Source organism: Pseudomonas sp. OE 28.3, assembly GCF_014268205.2.
Classification (GTDB): Bacteria; Pseudomonadota; Gammaproteobacteria; order Pseudomonadales; family Pseudomonadaceae; genus Aquipseudomonas; species Aquipseudomonas edaphica.
This window is the reverse complement of record NZ_CP077082.1, coordinates 5,754,464-5,772,121: the sequence shown is the minus strand read 5'-3', so window position 1 is coordinate 5,772,121 and position 17,658 is coordinate 5,754,464. Positions and strand designations below refer to the sequence as shown.

Annotated in this window: 13 protein-coding genes and 2 tRNA genes; 11 read left to right on the top strand and 4 right to left on the bottom strand. The window is 58.4% G+C overall.

Annotation, left to right across the window (positions count from 1 at the left end):
• Nucleotide 1 precedes the first annotated feature (1 nt).
• From secG to HU759_RS25870, 11 genes are all read left to right on the top strand, one after another.
• On the top strand, nt 2-385 hold the full coding sequence (secG, locus tag HU759_RS25920; protein WP_010206600.1) for a preprotein translocase subunit SecG: 384 nt from the start codon (nt 2-4) through the stop codon (nt 383-385).
• A gap of 22 nt (nt 386-407) precedes the next feature.
• Nucleotides 408-493, top strand: a tRNA-Leu gene (locus HU759_RS25915).
• 96 nt (nt 494-589) lie between these two features.
• Nucleotides 590-666 (top strand) — tRNA-Met (locus HU759_RS25910).
• A gap of 140 nt (nt 667-806) precedes the next feature.
• Entirely contained in the window at nt 807-1,265 is a 459-nt protein-coding gene (gene rimP, locus HU759_RS25905; RefSeq protein ID WP_032865935.1) for a ribosome maturation factor RimP, read from the top strand.
• A 47-nt stretch (nt 1,266-1,312) separates the two neighbouring features.
• Nucleotides 1,313-2,794, top strand: coding sequence for a transcription termination factor NusA (nusA, locus tag HU759_RS25900; protein WP_017139250.1), 1,482 nt, complete (start codon nt 1,313-1,315; stop codon nt 2,792-2,794).
• Between the two features lie 27 nt (nt 2,795-2,821).
• The gene (gene infB / locus HU759_RS25895) at nt 2,822-5,341 is read left to right on the top strand and encodes a translation initiation factor IF-2 (RefSeq protein ID WP_017139249.1); all 2,520 of its coding nucleotides are present in this window, start codon (nt 2,822-2,824) and stop codon (nt 5,339-5,341) included.
• Between the two features lie 159 nt (nt 5,342-5,500).
• Nucleotides 5,501-5,896, top strand: coding sequence for a 30S ribosome-binding factor RbfA (gene rbfA, locus HU759_RS25890; protein ID WP_003176137.1), 396 nt, complete (start codon nt 5,501-5,503; stop codon nt 5,894-5,896).
• 3 nt (nt 5,897-5,899) lie between these two features.
• Complete coding sequence (gene truB, locus HU759_RS25885; RefSeq protein WP_017139248.1) at nt 5,900-6,817, top strand: tRNA pseudouridine(55) synthase TruB; 918 nt, start codon at nt 5,900-5,902, stop codon at nt 6,815-6,817.
• Between the two features lie 115 nt (nt 6,818-6,932).
• On the top strand, nt 6,933-7,202 hold the full coding sequence (rpsO, locus tag HU759_RS25880; protein ID WP_003176135.1) for a 30S ribosomal protein S15: 270 nt from the start codon (nt 6,933-6,935) through the stop codon (nt 7,200-7,202).
• A gap of 195 nt (nt 7,203-7,397) precedes the next feature.
• Entirely contained in the window at nt 7,398-9,503 is a 2,106-nt protein-coding gene (gene pnp, locus HU759_RS25875) for a polyribonucleotide nucleotidyltransferase (protein WP_017139247.1), read from the top strand.
• A gap of 296 nt (nt 9,504-9,799) precedes the next feature.
• Nucleotides 9,800-10,399, top strand: coding sequence for a BON domain-containing protein (locus HU759_RS25870; RefSeq protein ID WP_017139246.1), 600 nt, complete (start codon nt 9,800-9,802; stop codon nt 10,397-10,399).
• Between the two features lie 337 nt (nt 10,400-10,736).
• Here HU759_RS25870 and HU759_RS25865 read toward each other — a convergent pair whose 3' ends face one another.
• From HU759_RS25865 to acs, 4 genes are all read right to left on the bottom strand, one after another.
• On the bottom strand, nt 10,737-13,670 hold the full coding sequence (locus tag HU759_RS25865) for a DUF748 domain-containing protein (protein ID WP_186617064.1): 2,934 nt from the start codon (nt 13,668-13,670) through the stop codon (nt 10,737-10,739).
• A gap of 87 nt (nt 13,671-13,757) precedes the next feature.
• A complete protein-coding gene (locus HU759_RS25860; RefSeq protein ID WP_170038181.1) occupies nt 13,758-14,774 on the bottom strand; it encodes a class I SAM-dependent methyltransferase in 1,017 nt (338 codons plus the stop codon).
• A 56-nt stretch (nt 14,775-14,830) separates the two neighbouring features.
• Complete coding sequence (locus tag HU759_RS25855) at nt 14,831-15,700, bottom strand: oxygenase MpaB family protein (protein ID WP_099547641.1); 870 nt, start codon at nt 15,698-15,700, stop codon at nt 14,831-14,833.
• A gap of 18 nt (nt 15,701-15,718) precedes the next feature.
• On the bottom strand, nt 15,719-17,656 hold the full coding sequence (gene acs / locus HU759_RS25850; protein WP_138450137.1) for an acetate--CoA ligase: 1,938 nt from the start codon (nt 17,654-17,656) through the stop codon (nt 15,719-15,721).
• Nucleotides 17,657-17,658: the final 2 nt, after the last annotated feature.

The window sequence follows — 17,658 nt, the reverse complement described above, 5'->3', positions numbered from 1 at the left end:
AATGCTGGAAACAGTCGTAGTCGTTTTTCATCTGTTGGCTGCCCTGGGCGTAGTTGCCCTGGTTTTGTTGCAACAGGGTAAAGGTGCGGATGCTGGTGCGTCTTTCGGTGCAGGTGCTTCAAATACTGTGTTCGGAAGCCAAGGTTCCTCTACCTTTCTTAGTAAGTTTACTGCTATACTTGCCGCCGGTTTCTTCATAACCAGCTTGGGGTTAGGTTACTTTGCTAAAGAGAAAGCTCATGTGCTGACTCAGGTAGGTCTCCCAAACCCAGCAGTGTTGGAAGTACCAAAAGCAAAACCGGCTTCTGATGATGTCCCGGTGCTTCAAGAGCAAAAGTCGGCTACTCCAGCGACTGACGTACCTCCAGCTCAAGAGCAGAAGTAAGAAGGGTTGTAAACGCTGTATTGCCGAGGTGGTGGAATTGGTAGACACGCAACCTTGAGGTGGTTGTGCCCATAGGGTGTAGGGGTTCGAGTCCCCTTCTCGGTACCAATTATCAGGAGAGCCCGCTGTTGCGGGCTTTCTTGTAGGTGGAAGGTTACATTGACCCTGTAAGGGATCGGTCGTATACTTCCGCCCCAGCTTTGTCGCGGGGTGGAGCAGTCTGGTAGCTCGTCGGGCTCATAACCCGAAGGTCGTCGGTTCAAATCCGGCCCCCGCAACCAGTTTTAGCGGAGCCCCTTTTAAGGGGCTTTTTGTTAGCTGGACACTTTCAACGCCGCTGTTCGACGGCGTTTCAAGGATGGGCGTTTCGCCCATTTTTTTATTTTGCACAGCATGCACATACATGCACGAGGGGGTTCAGGTGTCGAGCAAGCTAGAAGAGTTGCAGGCCTTGCTGGCCCCGGTGGTCGTGGCCCTAGGCTATGAATGCTGGGGTATTGAGTTTTCGGCTCAAGGTCGCCACTCAATGTTGCGCGTTTATATCGATAAAGAGGGCGGCGTGCTGGTGGACGATTGTGCCATTGTCAGCCGTCAGATCAGCGGTGTGCTGGATGTTGAAGATCCAATCGCCGTTGAATACACCCTCGAAGTTTCCTCGCCAGGCATGGAACGCCCACTGTTCACTATTGATCAGTTTGCAAAATTTGCCGGTGAACAAGTGAAGATCAAGCTGCGCTCACCCTTTGAAGGGCGACGCAACTTTCAGGGCCTTCTGCGCGGTGTAGAAGAACAGGATGTCGTGGTGCAGGTAGAAGACCATGAGTTCCTGTTGCCGATCGATATGATCGACAAGGCCAACATTATTCCCAGTTTTGACTGAGACGCGGATCCCGCGGATCCAATGGCTTGCGAAAGGCGAGGCGTACGATGAGCAAAGAAGTACTGCTGGTTGTTGAGTCGGTATCCAATGAAAAGGGCGTACCGGCAAACGTGATTTTTGAAGCGCTGGAGCTGGCCCTGGCCACTGCTACCAAAAAGCGTTTTGAAGACGAAGTTGATCTGCGTGTGGAAATCAACCGCCACACCGGTGCCTATGAGACTTTCCGTCGCTGGACGGTCGTCGAAGAAGCCGATCTTGATGATCCGGCCATCGAAACCTGGCCGAGCAAGGTTGCGCAAACGCATCCGGGCGCCCAGGTCGGTGATGTCGTCGAAGAAAAGATCGAGTCGATCGAATTCGGCCGTATTGCTGCACAGACTGCCAAGCAAGTCATCGTGCAGAAGGTTCGCGAAGCTGAGCGCGCTCAAGTCGTTGACGCTTATCGCGAGCGTCTGGGTGAAATCATCTCCGGCACCGTGAAAAAAGTTACTCGTGACAATGTGATCGTTGACCTGGGCAACAACGCTGAAGCGTTGCTGGCCCGCGAAGACATCATCTCTCGCGAAACCTTCCGTGTCGGCGTGCGTCTGCGTGCGCTGCTCAAGGAAATCCGCACCGAGAACCGCGGCCCTCAGTTGATCCTGTCGCGTACCGCGCCGGAAATGCTGATCGAACTGTTCCGCATCGAAGTGCCGGAAATCGCCGAAGGCCTGATCGAAGTCATGGCTGCGTCCCGCGACCCGGGTTCGCGCGCCAAGATCGCGGTCCGCTCCAAGGACAAACGCATCGACCCGCAGGGCGCTTGCATTGGTATGCGCGGTTCGCGCGTCCAGGCAGTGTCGGGCGAATTGGGCGGTGAGCGTGTGGATATCGTTCTGTGGGACGATAACCCGGCGCAGTTCGTGATCAACGCCATGTCGCCAGCTGAAGTGGCGGCAATTATCGTTGACGAAGATGCCCATGCAATGGACATCGCCGTTGGCGCAGACAATCTGGCTCAGGCCATTGGTCGTGGTGGTCAGAACGTGCGTCTGGCCAGCCAACTGACCGGCTGGACCCTGAACGTGATGACCGAATCGGACATCCAGGCTAAGCAGCAAGCTGAAACCGGTGACATCCTGCGCAACTTCATCGACGAGCTGGAAGTCGACGAAGACCTGGCGCAGGTGCTGGTAGATGAAGGCTTCACCAGCCTGGAAGAGATTGCCTACGTACCGTTGGAAGAAATGCTCAACATCGACGGCTTTGACGAAGACACCGTCAACGAGCTTCGCGCTCGAGCCAAGGATCGCTTGTTGACTAAAGCCATCGCTACTGAGGAAAAGCTGGCAGACGCCCATCCGGCCGAAGACCTGCTCTCGCTTGAGGGTATGGACAAGGATTTGGCGATGGAACTGGCGGTGCGCGGCGTAATTACCCGCGAAGACCTGGCCGAGCAGTCTATTGACGATCTGCTCGACATCGACGGCATTGACGAAGATCGTGCCGGCAAGTTGATCATGGCCGCCCGAGCCCATTGGTTCGAGTAACTAGGCGCGGCCTGAGGAGAGAAGTGCATGACGCAAGTCACGGTGAAACAACTGGCCGATGAGGTCAAAACACCGGTAGAGCGCCTGTTGCAGCAGATGCGTGAGGCAGGTCTGCCGCACACCGCCGCCGATGAAGGTGTGAGCGATAGTGAGAAGCAGTCTTTGCTGACTCACTTGAAGAGCAGCCACAAGGCGAAAGTGGAAGAACCGCGCAAGATTACATTGCAGCGCAAAACCACCAGCACCCTGCGTGTTGCTGGTAGCAAAAGCATCAGCGTTGAAGTGCGCAAGAAGAAAGTCTTCGTACAGCGCAGCCCGGAAGAAATCGAAGCCGAGCGCAAGCGCGAGCTGGAAGAACGTCGCGCAGTAGAAAATGCTGCTCGTCAGAAGGCTGAAGAAGAAGCCAAGCGTCGCGCCGAAGAAGAAGCGCGTCGCCAGCCTGCTGCTGCGCAACCTGCTGCCACTGAAGCAGCCGCTGCGCCTAGCGCGCCAGTAGAAGCTGTGCGTGAGGCCGCCCCGGTTGCCGCAGCTCCTGCAGCTGACGCTCGCAAGCGCGACGAACCTCGTCGTCCGGACAAACCACGTGCCGACGATAACAATCGTCGCGGTGGTGGTGGCGATGGTGAGCGTAAAAACGCTCCGCATCGTGCTTCGGTCAAAGAGAAAGCGCCTGCTCCACGCGTTGCCCCACGTACTACCGACGAAGAAAGCGATGGCTTCCGTCGTGGTGGTCGCGGCAAGGCCAAGCTGAAAAAACGCAACGCCCACGGTTTCCAGAGCCCAACCGGCCCTGTCGTGCGTGAAGTGAAGATCGGCGAGACCATCACTGTTGGCGATCTCGCCCAGCAGATGTCGGTCAAGGCAGCTGAAATCATCAAGTTCATGTTCAAGCTGGGCACTCCAGCGACCATCAACCAGGTACTGGACCAGGAAACTGCCCAGTTGGTTGCTGAAGAGCTGGGCCACAAAGTGACCCTGGTCAGCGACACCGCCCTGGAAGATTCCCTGGCCGAGTCCCTGAAGTTTGAAGGTGAGGCTGTTTCCCGTGCACCGGTTGTGACCGTAATGGGCCACGTTGACCACGGTAAAACTTCCCTGCTCGACTACATCCGTCGTGCCAAGGTTGCTGCAGGCGAAGCCGGCGGCATTACCCAGCACATCGGCGCGTACCACGTTGAAACCGAGCGTGGCATGGTGACTTTCCTCGACACCCCTGGTCACGCTGCGTTTACCGCAATGCGTGCCCGTGGTGCCAAGGCCACCGACATCGTGATCCTGGTCGTTGCAGCGGACGACGGCGTGATGCCGCAAACCATCGAAGCCGTTCAGCACGCGAAAGCGGCTGGCGTACCGCTGGTGGTTGCAGTGAACAAAATCGACAAGCCGGGCGCTGATCTCGATCGCATCCGTAGCGAACTGTCGGTTCACGGCGTGACTTCTGAAGAGTGGGGTGGCGAGACGCCATTCGTGTCGGTATCCGCAAAAATGGGTACTGGCGTTGACGAACTGCTCGAAGCTGTTCTGTTGCAAGCCGAAGTACTCGAGTTGACCGCTACTCCATCGGCCCCTGGTCGTGGTGTTGTGGTGGAATCGCGTCTGGACAAGGGCCGTGGCCCGGTTGCGACCGTTCTGGTTCAAGACGGTACCCTGCGCCAAGGCGACATGGTGCTCGTTGGTTCGAACTACGGCCGTGTACGTGCCATGCTCGACGAGAACGGCAAGCCAATCAAGGAAGCCGGCCCGGCTATCCCGGTCGAGATCCTCGGCCTGGACGGTACCCCGGACGCTGGCGACGAGATGAGCGTAGTTGCCGACGAGAAGAAAGCCCGTGAAGTGGCTCTGTTCCGTCAAGGCAAGTTCCGCGAAGTCAAGCTGGCCCGTGCTCACGCAGGCAAGCTGGAAAACATCTTCGAGAACATGGGCCAGGAAGAGAAGAAGACGCTTAACATCGTCCTCAAATCTGACGTTCGTGGCTCCCTCGAAGCGTTGAACGGCGCCTTGAACGGCCTGGGTAACGACGAAGTGCAAGTGCGCGTTGTGGGTGGCGGTGTCGGTGGTATCACCGAATCCGACGCCAACCTGGCACTGGCTTCCAACGCTGTACTGTTCGGCTTCAACGTGCGTGCCGATGCTGGCGCTCGCAAGATCGTCGAGCAGGAAGGCCTGGACATGCGTTACTACAACGTCATCTACGACATCATCGAAGACGTCAAGAAAGCCCTTACCGGCATGCTTGGCAGCGATGTCCGGGAGAACATCCTGGGTGTTGCCGAGGTGCGTGACGTGTTCCGCTCGCCGAAATTCGGTGCGATCGCCGGTTGCATGGTTATCGAAGGTACTGTGTACCGTAACCGTCCGATCCGTGTACTGCGTGAAGACATCGTTATCTTCGAAGGCGAGCTGGAATCCCTGCGCCGCTTCAAGGATGACGCTTCCGAAGTACGTGCCGGCATGGAATGCGGTATCGGCGTCAAGAGCTACAACGACGTCAAGGCTGGCGACAAGATCGAAGTCTACGAGAAGGTCCAGGTTGCTCGCAGCCTCTAACTCGCGCACTTCCGGAGCCACGCCGCGTGTGGGCATGCAAATGCCCCGCGCAGCGTACGGACTCTAAACGCAACGCCCGGTCTGGCTTTTGTCAGGCCGGGCGTTTGCCGCTTTCAGACCCCACGGGTTTCACCGTGTGGCAGTAACAGGTAACAAGACATGGCAAAAGAATACAGCCGTACCCAACGTATCGGCGATCAGATGCAGCGTGAGCTGGCCCAACTGATCCGTCGCGAAGTCAAAGACCCGCGCGTTGGCCTAGTCACCATCACCGCCGTTGAAGTGAGCCGTGACGTGGGTCACGCCAAGATCTTCATCACCGTGATGGGGCAGGACAACAGCGAAGAAATCGCGCAAAGCATCAAGGTGCTCAACTCGGCTGCAGGCTTCCTGCGCATGCAGTTGGCCCGTGAAATGAAGCTGCGCAGTGTTCCCCAGTTGCACTTCCACTACGACGAAAGCGTCGTGCGTGGTGCGCACCTGTCGGCATTGATCGAGCGCGCTGTGGCTGAAGACAGCCAGCACCCGTCCACACCTGAAGACGCCAAGGAGTAAGCGGTGGCTCAGGTCAAACGTATCCGTCGCAACGTCAGCGGCATCATTCTGCTCGACAAGCCCATTGGCTTTACCTCCAATGCCGCGCTGCAGAAGGTTCGCTGGCTGCTCAATGCCGAGAAGGCCGGGCACACCGGCAGCCTCGACCCATTGGCCACCGGTGTACTGCCGTTGTGCTTTGGCGAGGCCACCAAGTTCTCGCAATACCTGCTCGATTCCGACAAGGGTTACGAAACCCTCATGCAACTGGGCAAGACCACCACCACGGCCGATGCCGAAGGTGATGTTCTGCAGGTTCGCGACGTGACCGTTGGTCGTGCTGATATCGAGGCCGTTTTACCCGCTTTTCGTGGGCAAATCAGTCAGATACCGCCGATGTACTCGGCGCTCAAGCGTGATGGCCAGCCTCTTTACAAGCTGGCACGTGCGGGCGAAGTAGTGGAGCGTGAACCGCGTTCTGTTACTATTGCGCGGCTTGAATTGCTCGCCAGTGAAGGCGACACCGCACGATTGTCGGTGGACTGCAGCAAAGGCACCTATATTCGTACACTGGTGGAAGATATCGGTGAGCAACTGGGCTGTGGTGCATACGTTGCAGAGCTGCGACGTACTCAAGCCGGACCTTTCACCCTGGCCCAGACGGTCACGCTGGAAGAGTTGGAAGCGGTACATGCCGAAGGCGGCAATGAAGCGGTTGATCGCTTCCTGATGCCATCGGACAGCGGTTTGCTGGATTGGCCATTGCTGCACTTCTCGGAGCACAGCGCGTTCTACTGGCTAAACGGTCAGCCGGTACGTGCCCCGGACGCTCCGAAGTTCGGTATGGTGCGGGTACAGGATCATAACGGTCGCTTTATCGGTATCGGTGAAGTGAGCGAAGACGGGCGTATAGCGCCGCGTCGACTGATTCGGTCAGAATGACCGAACGAGTGTGGCTGTTAACAGGCACGGTCAACACTCATTTTTAGATACAGGGATTTGTCCCTGGCCTGTTGAAGCTGCCCTTTGGGTGGTTTCCTGAAAAAAGGATTGCCTCATGGCTCTCGACGTTCAAGAAAAAGCACAAATCGTTGCTGACTATCAGCAAGCTGTTGGTGACACTGGTTCGCCAGAAGTGCAAGTTGCACTGCTGACCCACAACATCAACAAGCTGCAAGGTCACTTCAAGGCCAACGGTAAAGATCACCACTCCCGTCGTGGTCTGATCCGCATGGTAAACCAGCGCCGTAAGCTGCTGGACTACCTGAAAGGCAAGGATCTGGGTCGTTATCAGGCTCTGATCGGTCGCCTGGGTCTGCGTCGCTAATAAGCGATTGCGCTAGAGGTTGGTTGTCTGCCGTGTGTCAGTGGGATTTCCGCTGGCCCATGGCAGGCTCCCAGCCTCAAGTTTTATCTGGATACACGTTTTACCCTGGACGAGCGTCGGGCCGATTCCCGGCATTGCCCAAGAATTTCGCAAGAAGACAAGTTCCCCCAAGAGCCACAAAGAAGGTAGGACACCGTGAACCCGGTTATCAAAAAATTCCAGTTCGGTCAGTCGACCGTTACCCTCGAGACAGGCCGTATCGCCCGTCAAGCCTCCGGCGCAGTGCTGGTTACCGTTGACGACGACGTTACCGTATTGGTGACCGTTGTTGGCGCAAAGACCGCAGACCCGAGCAAAGGCTTTTTCCCTCTGTCCGTTCACTACCAGGAAAAGACTTACGCTGCCGGTAAGATCCCTGGCGGTTTCTTCAAGCGTGAAGGCCGTCCTTCCGAGAAAGAAACCCTGACTTCCCGACTGATCGACCGTCCGATCCGTCCGCTGTTCCCAGAAGGCTTCATGAACGAAGTGCAGGTTGTCTGCACCGTCGTTTCCACCAGCAAGAAGACCGATCCGGACATCGCTGCGATGATCGGTACCTCGGCTGCCCTGGCCATCTCCGGCATTCCTTTCGATGGCCCGATTGGCGCTGCGCGCGTTGCTTTCCATGAAAGCACCGGCTACCTGCTGAACCCGACTTACGAGCAACAGAAAGCTTCGAGCCTGGACATGGTCGTTGCCGGTACCTCTGAAGCCGTATTGATGGTTGAATCGGAAGCCAAAGAGCTGACCGAAGACCAGATGCTGGGCGCTGTACTGTTTGCTCACGACGAGTTCCAATCCGTGATCAAGGCCGTTAAAGAACTGGCTGCCGAAGCTGCCAAGCCAACGTGGGCCTGGGCTCCACAGGCTGAAGCGACTGAACTGCTGGGCGCTATCCGCTCCGAGTTCGGTGCTGCCATCTCCGACGCCTACACCATCACCGTCAAGGCCGACCGTTACGCGCGCCTGGGCGAGCTGAAGGATCAGGTTGTAGCCAAGCTGTCCGGTGAAGAAGGCCAGCCTTCTTCCAGCGAAGTCAAAGCGGCCTTCGGTGAAATCGAATACCGCACCGTTCGCGAAAACATCGTTAACGGCAAGCCACGTATCGACGGTCGCGACACTCGCACCGTGCGCCCACTGAACATCGAAGTCGGCGTTCTGCCGAAGACTCACGGTTCGGCGCTGTTCACCCGTGGCGAAACCCAGGCTCTGGTCGTTGCAACACTGGGTACTGCCCGTGATGCACAGCTGCTGGACACCCTGGAAGGCGAGAAAAAAGACCCGTTCATGCTGCACTACAACTTCCCTCCGTTCTCGGTGGGCGAGTGTGGTCGCATGGGTGGCGCTGGTCGTCGCGAAATCGGTCACGGCCGCCTGGCTCGTCGTTCGATCTCCGCGATGCTGCCTGCTGCTGACGTGTTCCCGTACACCATCCGTGTTGTGTCGGAAATCACCGAGTCCAACGGTTCCAGCTCCATGGCTTCCGTTTGCGGTGCTTCCCTGGCACTGATGGACGCTGGTGTACCGATGAAGGCACCGGTTGCCGGTATCGCCATGGGCTTGGTTAAAGAAGGCGAGAAGTTCGCCATCCTGACCGACATCCTGGGCGACGAAGACCACCTGGGCGACATGGACTTCAAAGTAGCTGGTACCGCCAAAGGTGTTACCGCGCTGCAGATGGACATCAAGATCAAAGGCATCACCGAAGAAATCATGGAAATCGCCCTGGGCCAAGCCCTGGAAGCGCGCCTGAACATCCTCGGTCAGATGAACCAGATCATTGGTCAGTCGCGCACCGAACTGTCGGAAAATGCTCCGACCATGATCGCGATGAAAATCGACACCGACAAAATCCGTGATGTTATCGGTAAAGGCGGCGCGACCATTCGTGCGATCTGTGAAGAAACCAAGGCTTCGATCGATATCGAAGACGACGGCTCGATCAAGATCTTCGGCGAAACCAAGGAAGCTGCTGAAGCTGCACGTCAGCGCGTTCTGGGCATCACCGCTGAAGCCGAGATCGGCAAGATCTACGTGGGTAAGGTTGAGCGCATCGTCGACTTCGGCGCATTCGTCAACATCCTGCCGGGCAAAGACGGTCTGGTGCACATCTCCATGCTGAGTGACGCTCGCGTTGAGAAAGTGACCGACATTCTCAAAGAAGGCCAGGAAGTGGAAGTGCTGGTACTGGACGTGGACAACCGCGGCCGTATCAAGCTGTCCATCAAGGACGTAGCAGCAGCCAAGGCTTCGGGCGTTTAATCACCCGCAGGCTTTACGCTGAAAAAGAGGACTCTTCGGAGTCCTTTTTTTATGCCCACAGGAAAGTAGCGGGAAATCAGTCGCTTAGTAAACTCTAAAAGCCGCAACTTGCATGCAGGCACGATCGACTTCATGCAAGTTGCACGATTTCGAAAATTGCCTGTTTTTATAAGTTGTTGTTTATAAAGGGGTTATTCCGATTTCGCGACTTGGCACACTGCCTGCAATAACCCTGTTAACGCTGCAGCATCAAGGTTTACACGCTGCAGACTTTTAATAAAACAGGAGTTACTCGTATGAAGAAGTTCGCTCTCGCTACTGCTACCGCTCTGACTCTGGCCATGGGTGCTAACGTAGCCTTTGCTCAGACTTCCCAAGCCCCAATGACCCTGGCGGCCGGTGAAATGACCAAGGCTAAAGAGTCCACTTCGGACACTTGGATCACCACCAAAGTAAAAGCTGATCTGCTGACCGAGAAAGGCATTCCTGGTTCGGACATCAAGGTTGAAACCAACAAAGGCGTGGTTTCCCTGTCCTCCACCGTCGCTATCTCTGATTCCCAGAAAGCCACGGCTGTAGCGATCACCAAGAAAATCAAAGGTGTTACCGCTGTTTCTGCTGACGGCCTGATGGCTGGCGGCGTAGCTAAAGCCGACAACGTCGACAAAGCCAAGACCAGCACTTCGGACACCTGGATCACCACTAAAGTGAAATCCGATCTGGTTACTGAGAAAGGCATTCCTGGTACCGACATCAAAGTCGAAACCAACCACGGTGTAGTGTCGCTGTCGTCGACTGCTGCTGTGACCCAGTCTCAGAAAGACACCGCAGTTGCGATCACCAAGAAAATCAAAGGCGTTAAATCTGTATCGGCTGATGGTCTGACCGTTCAGTAACGCTAAAAGAATCGTCTGAGCTAGACGGCGGCGGCTTAGGGTGAGTTAGTTATCCACCCGATGCACCTCTAAAGTTCATGCGACCGACCACACGGATGTGGTCATTACAGGCCCCGGCACTTGTGTCGGGGCCTGTTCTATTGTGTGGGGAATAGGATTGCGCAGGGCAGCTGACGTTCAACTGTGGGAGCTGGCTTGTGTGGGAGCTGGCTTGCCTGCGATGCAAACACCTCGGTTATTCAGTTAAACCCGGGTGATGCTATCGCAGGCAAGCCAGCTCCCACACAATCTATCTCCCACACAAGCCAGCTCCCACATTTTGATAGGGCCTTAGGGGTTACTCGGCATCCAGATGCATCGGCGTTACCACTCTGCCATCCTTCTCCGCCTGCCCCAGGCTGGCGTCAATGAAGTACACCCGGTCATCTTCCAACTGGCCTTTGTCCACCAGGTAGTCCTTGATAGTGCTGGCACGGTCCTGCCCCAGTTGGCGCAGCAGTACATCACTGGCGCCCCAGAACTTGATCAAGCCATCACGCAGCTTCGCAGTGCGGTCATCGCTGCTCAGGTCTTTCCATTCGGCCGGTGGTTGTTGCTTAAGACGGGTGCGGTAGATGCCTTCGAGCAATGGCGCTTTTTCCTTCTCCGGCACCACCAGCAATGACGCCTGGGCTGGCACCTTGTCGCCGCGACGCTGGAGGATTTTGTAGTAGTTGTATTGGTATTCACGCTCCAGGCGATCTGCGGCGATGAACGGACCATCGCTGCTGGCCGCTGCCGTGCCTTCAATCTCAAGGCGCAGGGTAGGGCGCTCTTTCAGTGCCTTGGCCAAGGTATTCAGAGCACCCTCGGCCTCTTTGTTCAGTTCGCTGGAGCCTGCGGCAAACGACACGTTACCCAGGTCTTCCGAGCCGCCACCGCTGACCAGCCCGCCGATAAACTTGAACGGCGCCGTGGCTGCGCGCATCACCAGGTTGCGCAGGGTCTGCCACACAATCGGCATGACGCTGAACTGCGGGTTATTCAAGTCGCCGGTCACGGGGAGTTCGATGGAGATCTTGCCGTCAGTGTCCTTGAGCAGCGCAATGGCCAGGCGAATCGGCAAATCGACGGCATCGGCACTGTCGACCTTCTCACCCAGTTGCAATTGCTCAACCACCACCTTGTTTTCAGCCTTCAACTGACCTTTGGTGATCATGTAGTGCAAATCGAGGTTGAGACGGCCTTTGCGAATGCGGAAACCCGCGAACTTGCCGGAATATGGCGTCAACGTGGTCAGTTCGACACGCTTGAAGCTGGTGGCGATATCCAGCGCCGCCATCGGGTCAAACGGGTTGACGCTGCCCTTGATAGTGACCGGCGCGTAGCGATCCACTTTGCCCTTGATGTCGACGCTGGCCGGTTTGGCCTGGCGACTGTCGATAGTGCCAATCTGCCCGTTGAGTTGCTGGATAGCCGTGGCGAAGTTGGGCGTGAGGCTGAAGTCGGCGAAGTTGGCCGAGCCGTCATTGATCGCAATCTGCCCGATATGAATGCCCAATGGCTTGTCTTTGCTCGCCGACGGTTTGGTTGCCGACTTGGCGCCATTGTCGGCCGGTTGCGGGATCAGCAAGTCATCGATGTTGGTGGTGCGGTCATCGTTGATCATAAAGCGCGCATACGGCTGCAGCAGGTTGACCTTGTCGATCGACAGGCTGTCACCGTGCTGGTAGTTCACACCTTCAAGTACCAGGCGCTGCCACTTGAGGAAGTCGCGGGTCTTGAGGGTGTCCAGGGTGTGCAGCTGGTCGACCTGAGCGCGGCCGGTGACCTGCAGGGCCAAAGGCTCGGTGCTTTTGAGGTTCACATCGAGGTTGCTGCCCAGCATACCGCTGCGCAGCTCCAGGCGAATAAACGGACTGATATAGGATTGCGCGACGCGCAGGTCGATGTCCTGGGTGTTCACTTTCAACTTGGCGCTGACGGGGTTGAGGTTGACCTCGCCGGTTGCGCTGATCTTGCCTTGCTTGCCCAGGCCGGAGTCGACCTTCAGGGTAAAGGGGCTGCGGTTGAGGCTGTCGAAGTTCTGCATATCGACATTCAGCGGGCCTAGCTCCAATGCAACTGCCGGTTTGGCAGCTCGGTCCGCCAGGTGTACTTGATAGTTGCGCAGTTGCACGTCCTTGAGCAGCACTTGCCAGGGTTTGCTCGGTGCGGCAGGTGGGGCGTTTGGCGTATCGGCGGTTGCAGGCGCGCTGGCAGGCTTGAGTTCCTTGGCCGGTTTGCTCGGTTGGCTGGCAAACAGTTTCTGCCAGTCCAGTTGCCCATCGGCTTCGCGGGCGGCCCAGGTTTCCAGTTTGTTGCTGCGGATCTTGCCGACCACCACTTGCTGCTTGGCCAGGTCCACCGTGGTGTCGCTGACGTCCAGGCGCTCCAGGCGCACCAGTGGCCGGCCATCCGGCGCCTTGATCGCAAAGGGCGCGATGCTGGCGGCGGTGTTGGTCAGGTTCAGTTCGGTTTCTTTGGCCAGGCTGAATTTATAGTCGGTGCTGAAGTTCAGCACGCCGTCTTCAAGCACCAGCGGCAGGGCATCCCGCACATAGGGCCACCAGGCTTTCATCTTGCCATCGGTGACTTTCAAGGTGCCTTCGGAAGTGATCGGCACCAGGCTGAAATTGCCTTTCCAATCGATCTGACCGCCCTCGGGGCCGGCGGCCACCAGGGTCATGTCGGCATTGTCTTCGGGCAACGTGCTGAGGTTTTTCAGCTCGAAGTCGAGTTTGTCGTAGAGAAATTCGATTGGCTCGCTGGGGCGCAAGTCGCGAAAGTACACATAGCCGCCGGCCAGCTTGATGCTGTCGATGCGCAGCGGGAACGGCTTGGCATTCGGGTCGACCGGGGTCGGCTCACTCGGCGGCAGCTTGAACAGCTGCGCCAGGTTCAACTGGCCGGTTTTGTCGAACAGCACTTCGGTCTTCGGCTGGTCCAGTTGTACGTCTGCCAGGTGCAGCGCGCGCGTCCACAGGCTGTCGATCTGCAGGTTGGCGTACAGGCGCTCGAAACCGACTTGCTCCTTACCCGGCTCGCCGAGCTTCAGGCCCCACACCGTCAGTTCCAGGCTGAACGGGTTGAGCTCGATACGCTCGATACGGGCCGGCACCGTGGCGTAATTGGCCAGTTGTTGGTTGGCAATGCGAAGGGCAATGCCCGGCAGAATCAGAAAGCCCAGCAAGCTGTACAGAGCCAGGGCGGTCAACAAGGCGCCAGCGGCGCGGATCAATCCTTTGGGCATGAGTGACGCCATCTATGTAGAACGAGAGTGCCTTGGAGTATGGCACGGGTTTTCGGTTCCGAAGTACTGGACTCCTTGGGAAAAGTACTACAACTGCAGGATCAGTGTTTTTAACGGTGGCTGCTGATCCAGGGACGGGAAGTCAGCCCCAGGCGTCATGATTTGCCACTCGCGTACCGGGCGGCCGGCTTTTTCGGCGCAACGCAGCACCTGCTCACGCCAGTCATCCATGCTGACTTTTGCCAGGTTGTTGCAGCAGATCAACACGCCATTGTCGGCGGTGGTCAGCAGTGCGGGCTTGAGCAGGCTCTGATAATCGCGCAACAGGTCGACGGTGCCGAAAGCACTCTTGGCCCAGGCCGGTGGGTCGAGCAGCACCAGGTCGAACTGGCGCTGCTCAAGACGTGGATAACTCGGCAGCTTCTGGCCACGACGCTGGGTGATCGGCAAACCGGCCAGTTGGCGAATCGCCGGGAAGTAGTCGGACTGCACGAATTCCATGGTCGGCAAGTGCGGGTTGAGCAGGCCGTTTTCGCGCCCGACCGCCAGGTTGCCTTCGGCGAAGTCCAGGTTGCACACCTCGCTTGCGCCCCCGGCTGCGGCGCTCAAGCCTACGCCACAGGTGTAGGCGAACAGGTTCAGCACGCTTTTGCCGGCGCTGTGGTCCTTGACCCAGCCACGGGTGTTGCGCAGGTCCAGGAACAGCAGCGGGTCTTGCCCGGCATGGCGGCCGCGTACACGGTAGTTGAGGCCCCATTCGTGGCCGACCTGATCTGCCAATGCCGCAGGCTCGGCGCGGTACACCGTGTCTTCACGGTCGATGCGCGAGTTGCCACGGGAGCGGTCGTTGTACACCAGCTGCAATTCCAGCCCCATGAACTGGTTGACCTGTTGATGCAGGTCCAGCAGCTCCTCGGTTTGCAGCGACTGGTGGAAGCTTTGCACCAGCAATTGCGGGCCGTAACGGTCAATGGTCAAGCCGCCGGCGCCTTCCTGGCTGCCATGGAACAGCCGGTAGCAGTCGGTGCCTTGGGCGTGCAACTCGTTGATCAGGTCTTGGCGATGGTTGAGAGCGGCGCGCAGCGCCTGATTCAAGGGAGTCATGGAGCGCGCCTTGCGGGTAAAAGAGGGCGCGAAGTTTAACAGCTATGGGCCGCCGTCTACATCAACCCCATCCGCCGCTGGGCGCGTTGCACCGAACCGTTGCGCATCGCCCAGCGCAGCAAGGGCGCGCTGCGCTTCACACCCGCGCGGATCACCAAGCGTTGCATCGAGCTTTGGTGTTGCCCGAGCATAGCGCTGGCCCAGTCCGGCAACAGGTCGATGCCGGCCTGCATCATCAAGCTGCCAAAGGGTTTGGCCAAGGTGCTGGGCGCAGGTGCATTGACCAGCAGGCGCAGCACTTCGCGGCTGCGATCGTCGCACAGCAGTTGTGGACGAATGCGCGCCAGATAATCGGAAATTTCCTGGCGTGAACGCGGCACGTGGCGTGCGCCCAATCGCTCGGCCACCAAGGCAATTTCACTGTAGTAGCGGTCCTGGTCGCGCCCAGACAGATGCGGGTTGCGATAACGCAGGTGTGCCGCCAGAAAGTTGCTGACCTCCGCCACGTGTACCCACGTCAGCAGCTCCGGGTCACTGGCCGCATAGGCTCGCCCATCCGGCGCATGCCCGACCACTTGCAGGTGGATGGTGCGTACCTTCTCAATCAGCCATTCGGCGTCCTGGCGCGAGCCGAACGTGGTGCCGGAAATAAACTGCGAAGTGCGGCGCAGGCGCCCGAGCATGTCCTGGCGAAAGTTGGAATGGTCCCACACGCCGGCCAGGGCCAGCGGGTGCAAGGCTTGCAGCATCAACGCGCTGATGCCGCCGATCAGCATGCTGCTGAAGTCGCCATGCACCTGCCAGCTCACAGAGTCCGGCCCGAACAGGCCGGGGTCGCCCTTGGGGTTTTCCAGGTCCAGTTGGCCGAGTGACAAGCCGGTGAGGCTCATCAACTGGGTTTCGATACGGCTGCGGATAAATTCCATGGCGACTCTGGGTGGCTCCTATCGGTTCAGGCGTTTATCGATCAGGCCGTCCACCACGCTCGGGTCGGCCAGGGTCGAGGTGTCGCCGAGGCTGTCGAGTTCGTTGCAGGCGATTTTGCGCAAAATGCGTCGCATGATCTTGCCCGAGCGGGTTTTCGGCAAGGCCGGCGCCCATTGGATCAGTTCCGGCTTGGCAAAGCTGCCGATTTCCTTGCTGACCAGCGCCAGCAAGTGTTTTTTCAGCTCATCGCTGGGCTCGACGCCATTCATTGGGGTGACAAACGCATAGATGCCCTGGCCTTTGACGTCGTGGGGGTAACCGACCACAGCGGCTTCGGCCACTTGATCATGCAGCACCAGCGCGCTTTCCACTTCGGCGGTGCCGATGCGGTGGCCGGACACGTTGATCACGTCATCGATGCGGCCGGTGATCCAGTAGTCGCCATCCTCATCGCGGCGCGCACCGTCGCCGGTGAAGTAGTAGCCGGGGTAGGGTTTGAAATAGGTGTCGAGCATGCGCTGCGGGTCACCGTAGACGCTGCGGATTTGCCCTGGCCAACTGGCCTTGATAGCGAGCACGCCACTGCCGGCGCCGTTGAACTCCTTGCCGTGTTCATCCAGCAGCACTGGCTGCACACCAAACATCGGTTGAGTCGCGCAGCCGGGTTTGATCCGCTGGGCGCTGACCAGCGGGCTGAGCATGATGCCGCCGGTTTCGGTCTGCCACCAGGTATCGACAATCGGGCAACGTTGCTCGCCCACGGCGTTGAAGTACCAATCCCAGGCCTCTGGGTTGATCGGCTCGCCGACGCTGCCCAGCAGGCGCAGGCTGGCGCGCGAGGTGTTCTGCAGTGGCCCGTGGCCCTCACGCATGAGCGCGCGCAATGCGGTGGGCGCGGTGTAGAAGATATTCACCTGGTGTTTATCGATGACCTGCCAGAAACGCGAGCTGTCCGGGTAGCTCGGCACGCCTTCGAACATCAGTGACGTCGCACCGTTGGCCAGCGGGCCGTACACGATATAGCTGTGGCCGGTGACCCAGCCCACGTCGGCGGTGCACCAGAACACTTCGCCGTCACGGTAGTCGAGCACGTACTTGAAGGTCATCGCCGCTTGCAGCAGGTAGCCACCGGTGGTGTGCAGCACGCCTTTGGGTTTGCCGGTGCTGCCGGAGGTGTAGAGGATAAACAACGGGTCTTCGGCGTCCATCGGCTCGGGCGGGCAATCAGCGCTGGCGGCGTCCAGGGCGGCTTGATACTTGAGGTCGCGGCCTTCTACCCAGTCAAGTTTCGCCCCCGTGCGCTCCACCACCAGTACCGTGCTGACGTTCGGGCAGCTGGCCAGGGCTTTGTCGACATTCTTTTTCAAGGCCACCGGCTTGCCGCCGCGCACGCCTTCATCGGCGGTGATCACGGTGCGACAGTCGGCATCGAGGATGCGGTCGCGCAGGGCATCCGGAGAGAAGCCGCCGAACACCACCGAGTGCACCGCGCCAATCCGGGTGCAGGCCAGCATCGCGTAGGCGGCTTCCGGGATCATCGGCATGTAGATGCACACCCGGTCGCCTTTTTTCACCCCACGGCTTTTCAGCACATTGGCCAGGCGGCTGACGTTTTGATGAAGTTGGCGGTAGGAAATTTTGGAGGACTTTGCAGGATCATCGCCTTCCCAGATAAAGGCCGGCTGGTCGGCGCGTTGCGCCAGGTGACGGTCGATGCAGTTGTAGCTGACGTTCAGTTGGCCGCCGGCAAACCACTGGGCTGCGCCGGTAGTGATGTCCGAGTGCTGCACGGTGTGCCAGGGTTTGATCCAGTCGAGGAAACCCTTGGCCTGTTCGGCCCAGAACGTATCGGGTTGCTCAATGGATTGGCGGTAGAGGCGCTGGTACTCGTCTTGACTGAGCTGCGCGGCCTGGCGGACGTCATCGGCGCGGGGGAATGTGCGGATATCGAACATGA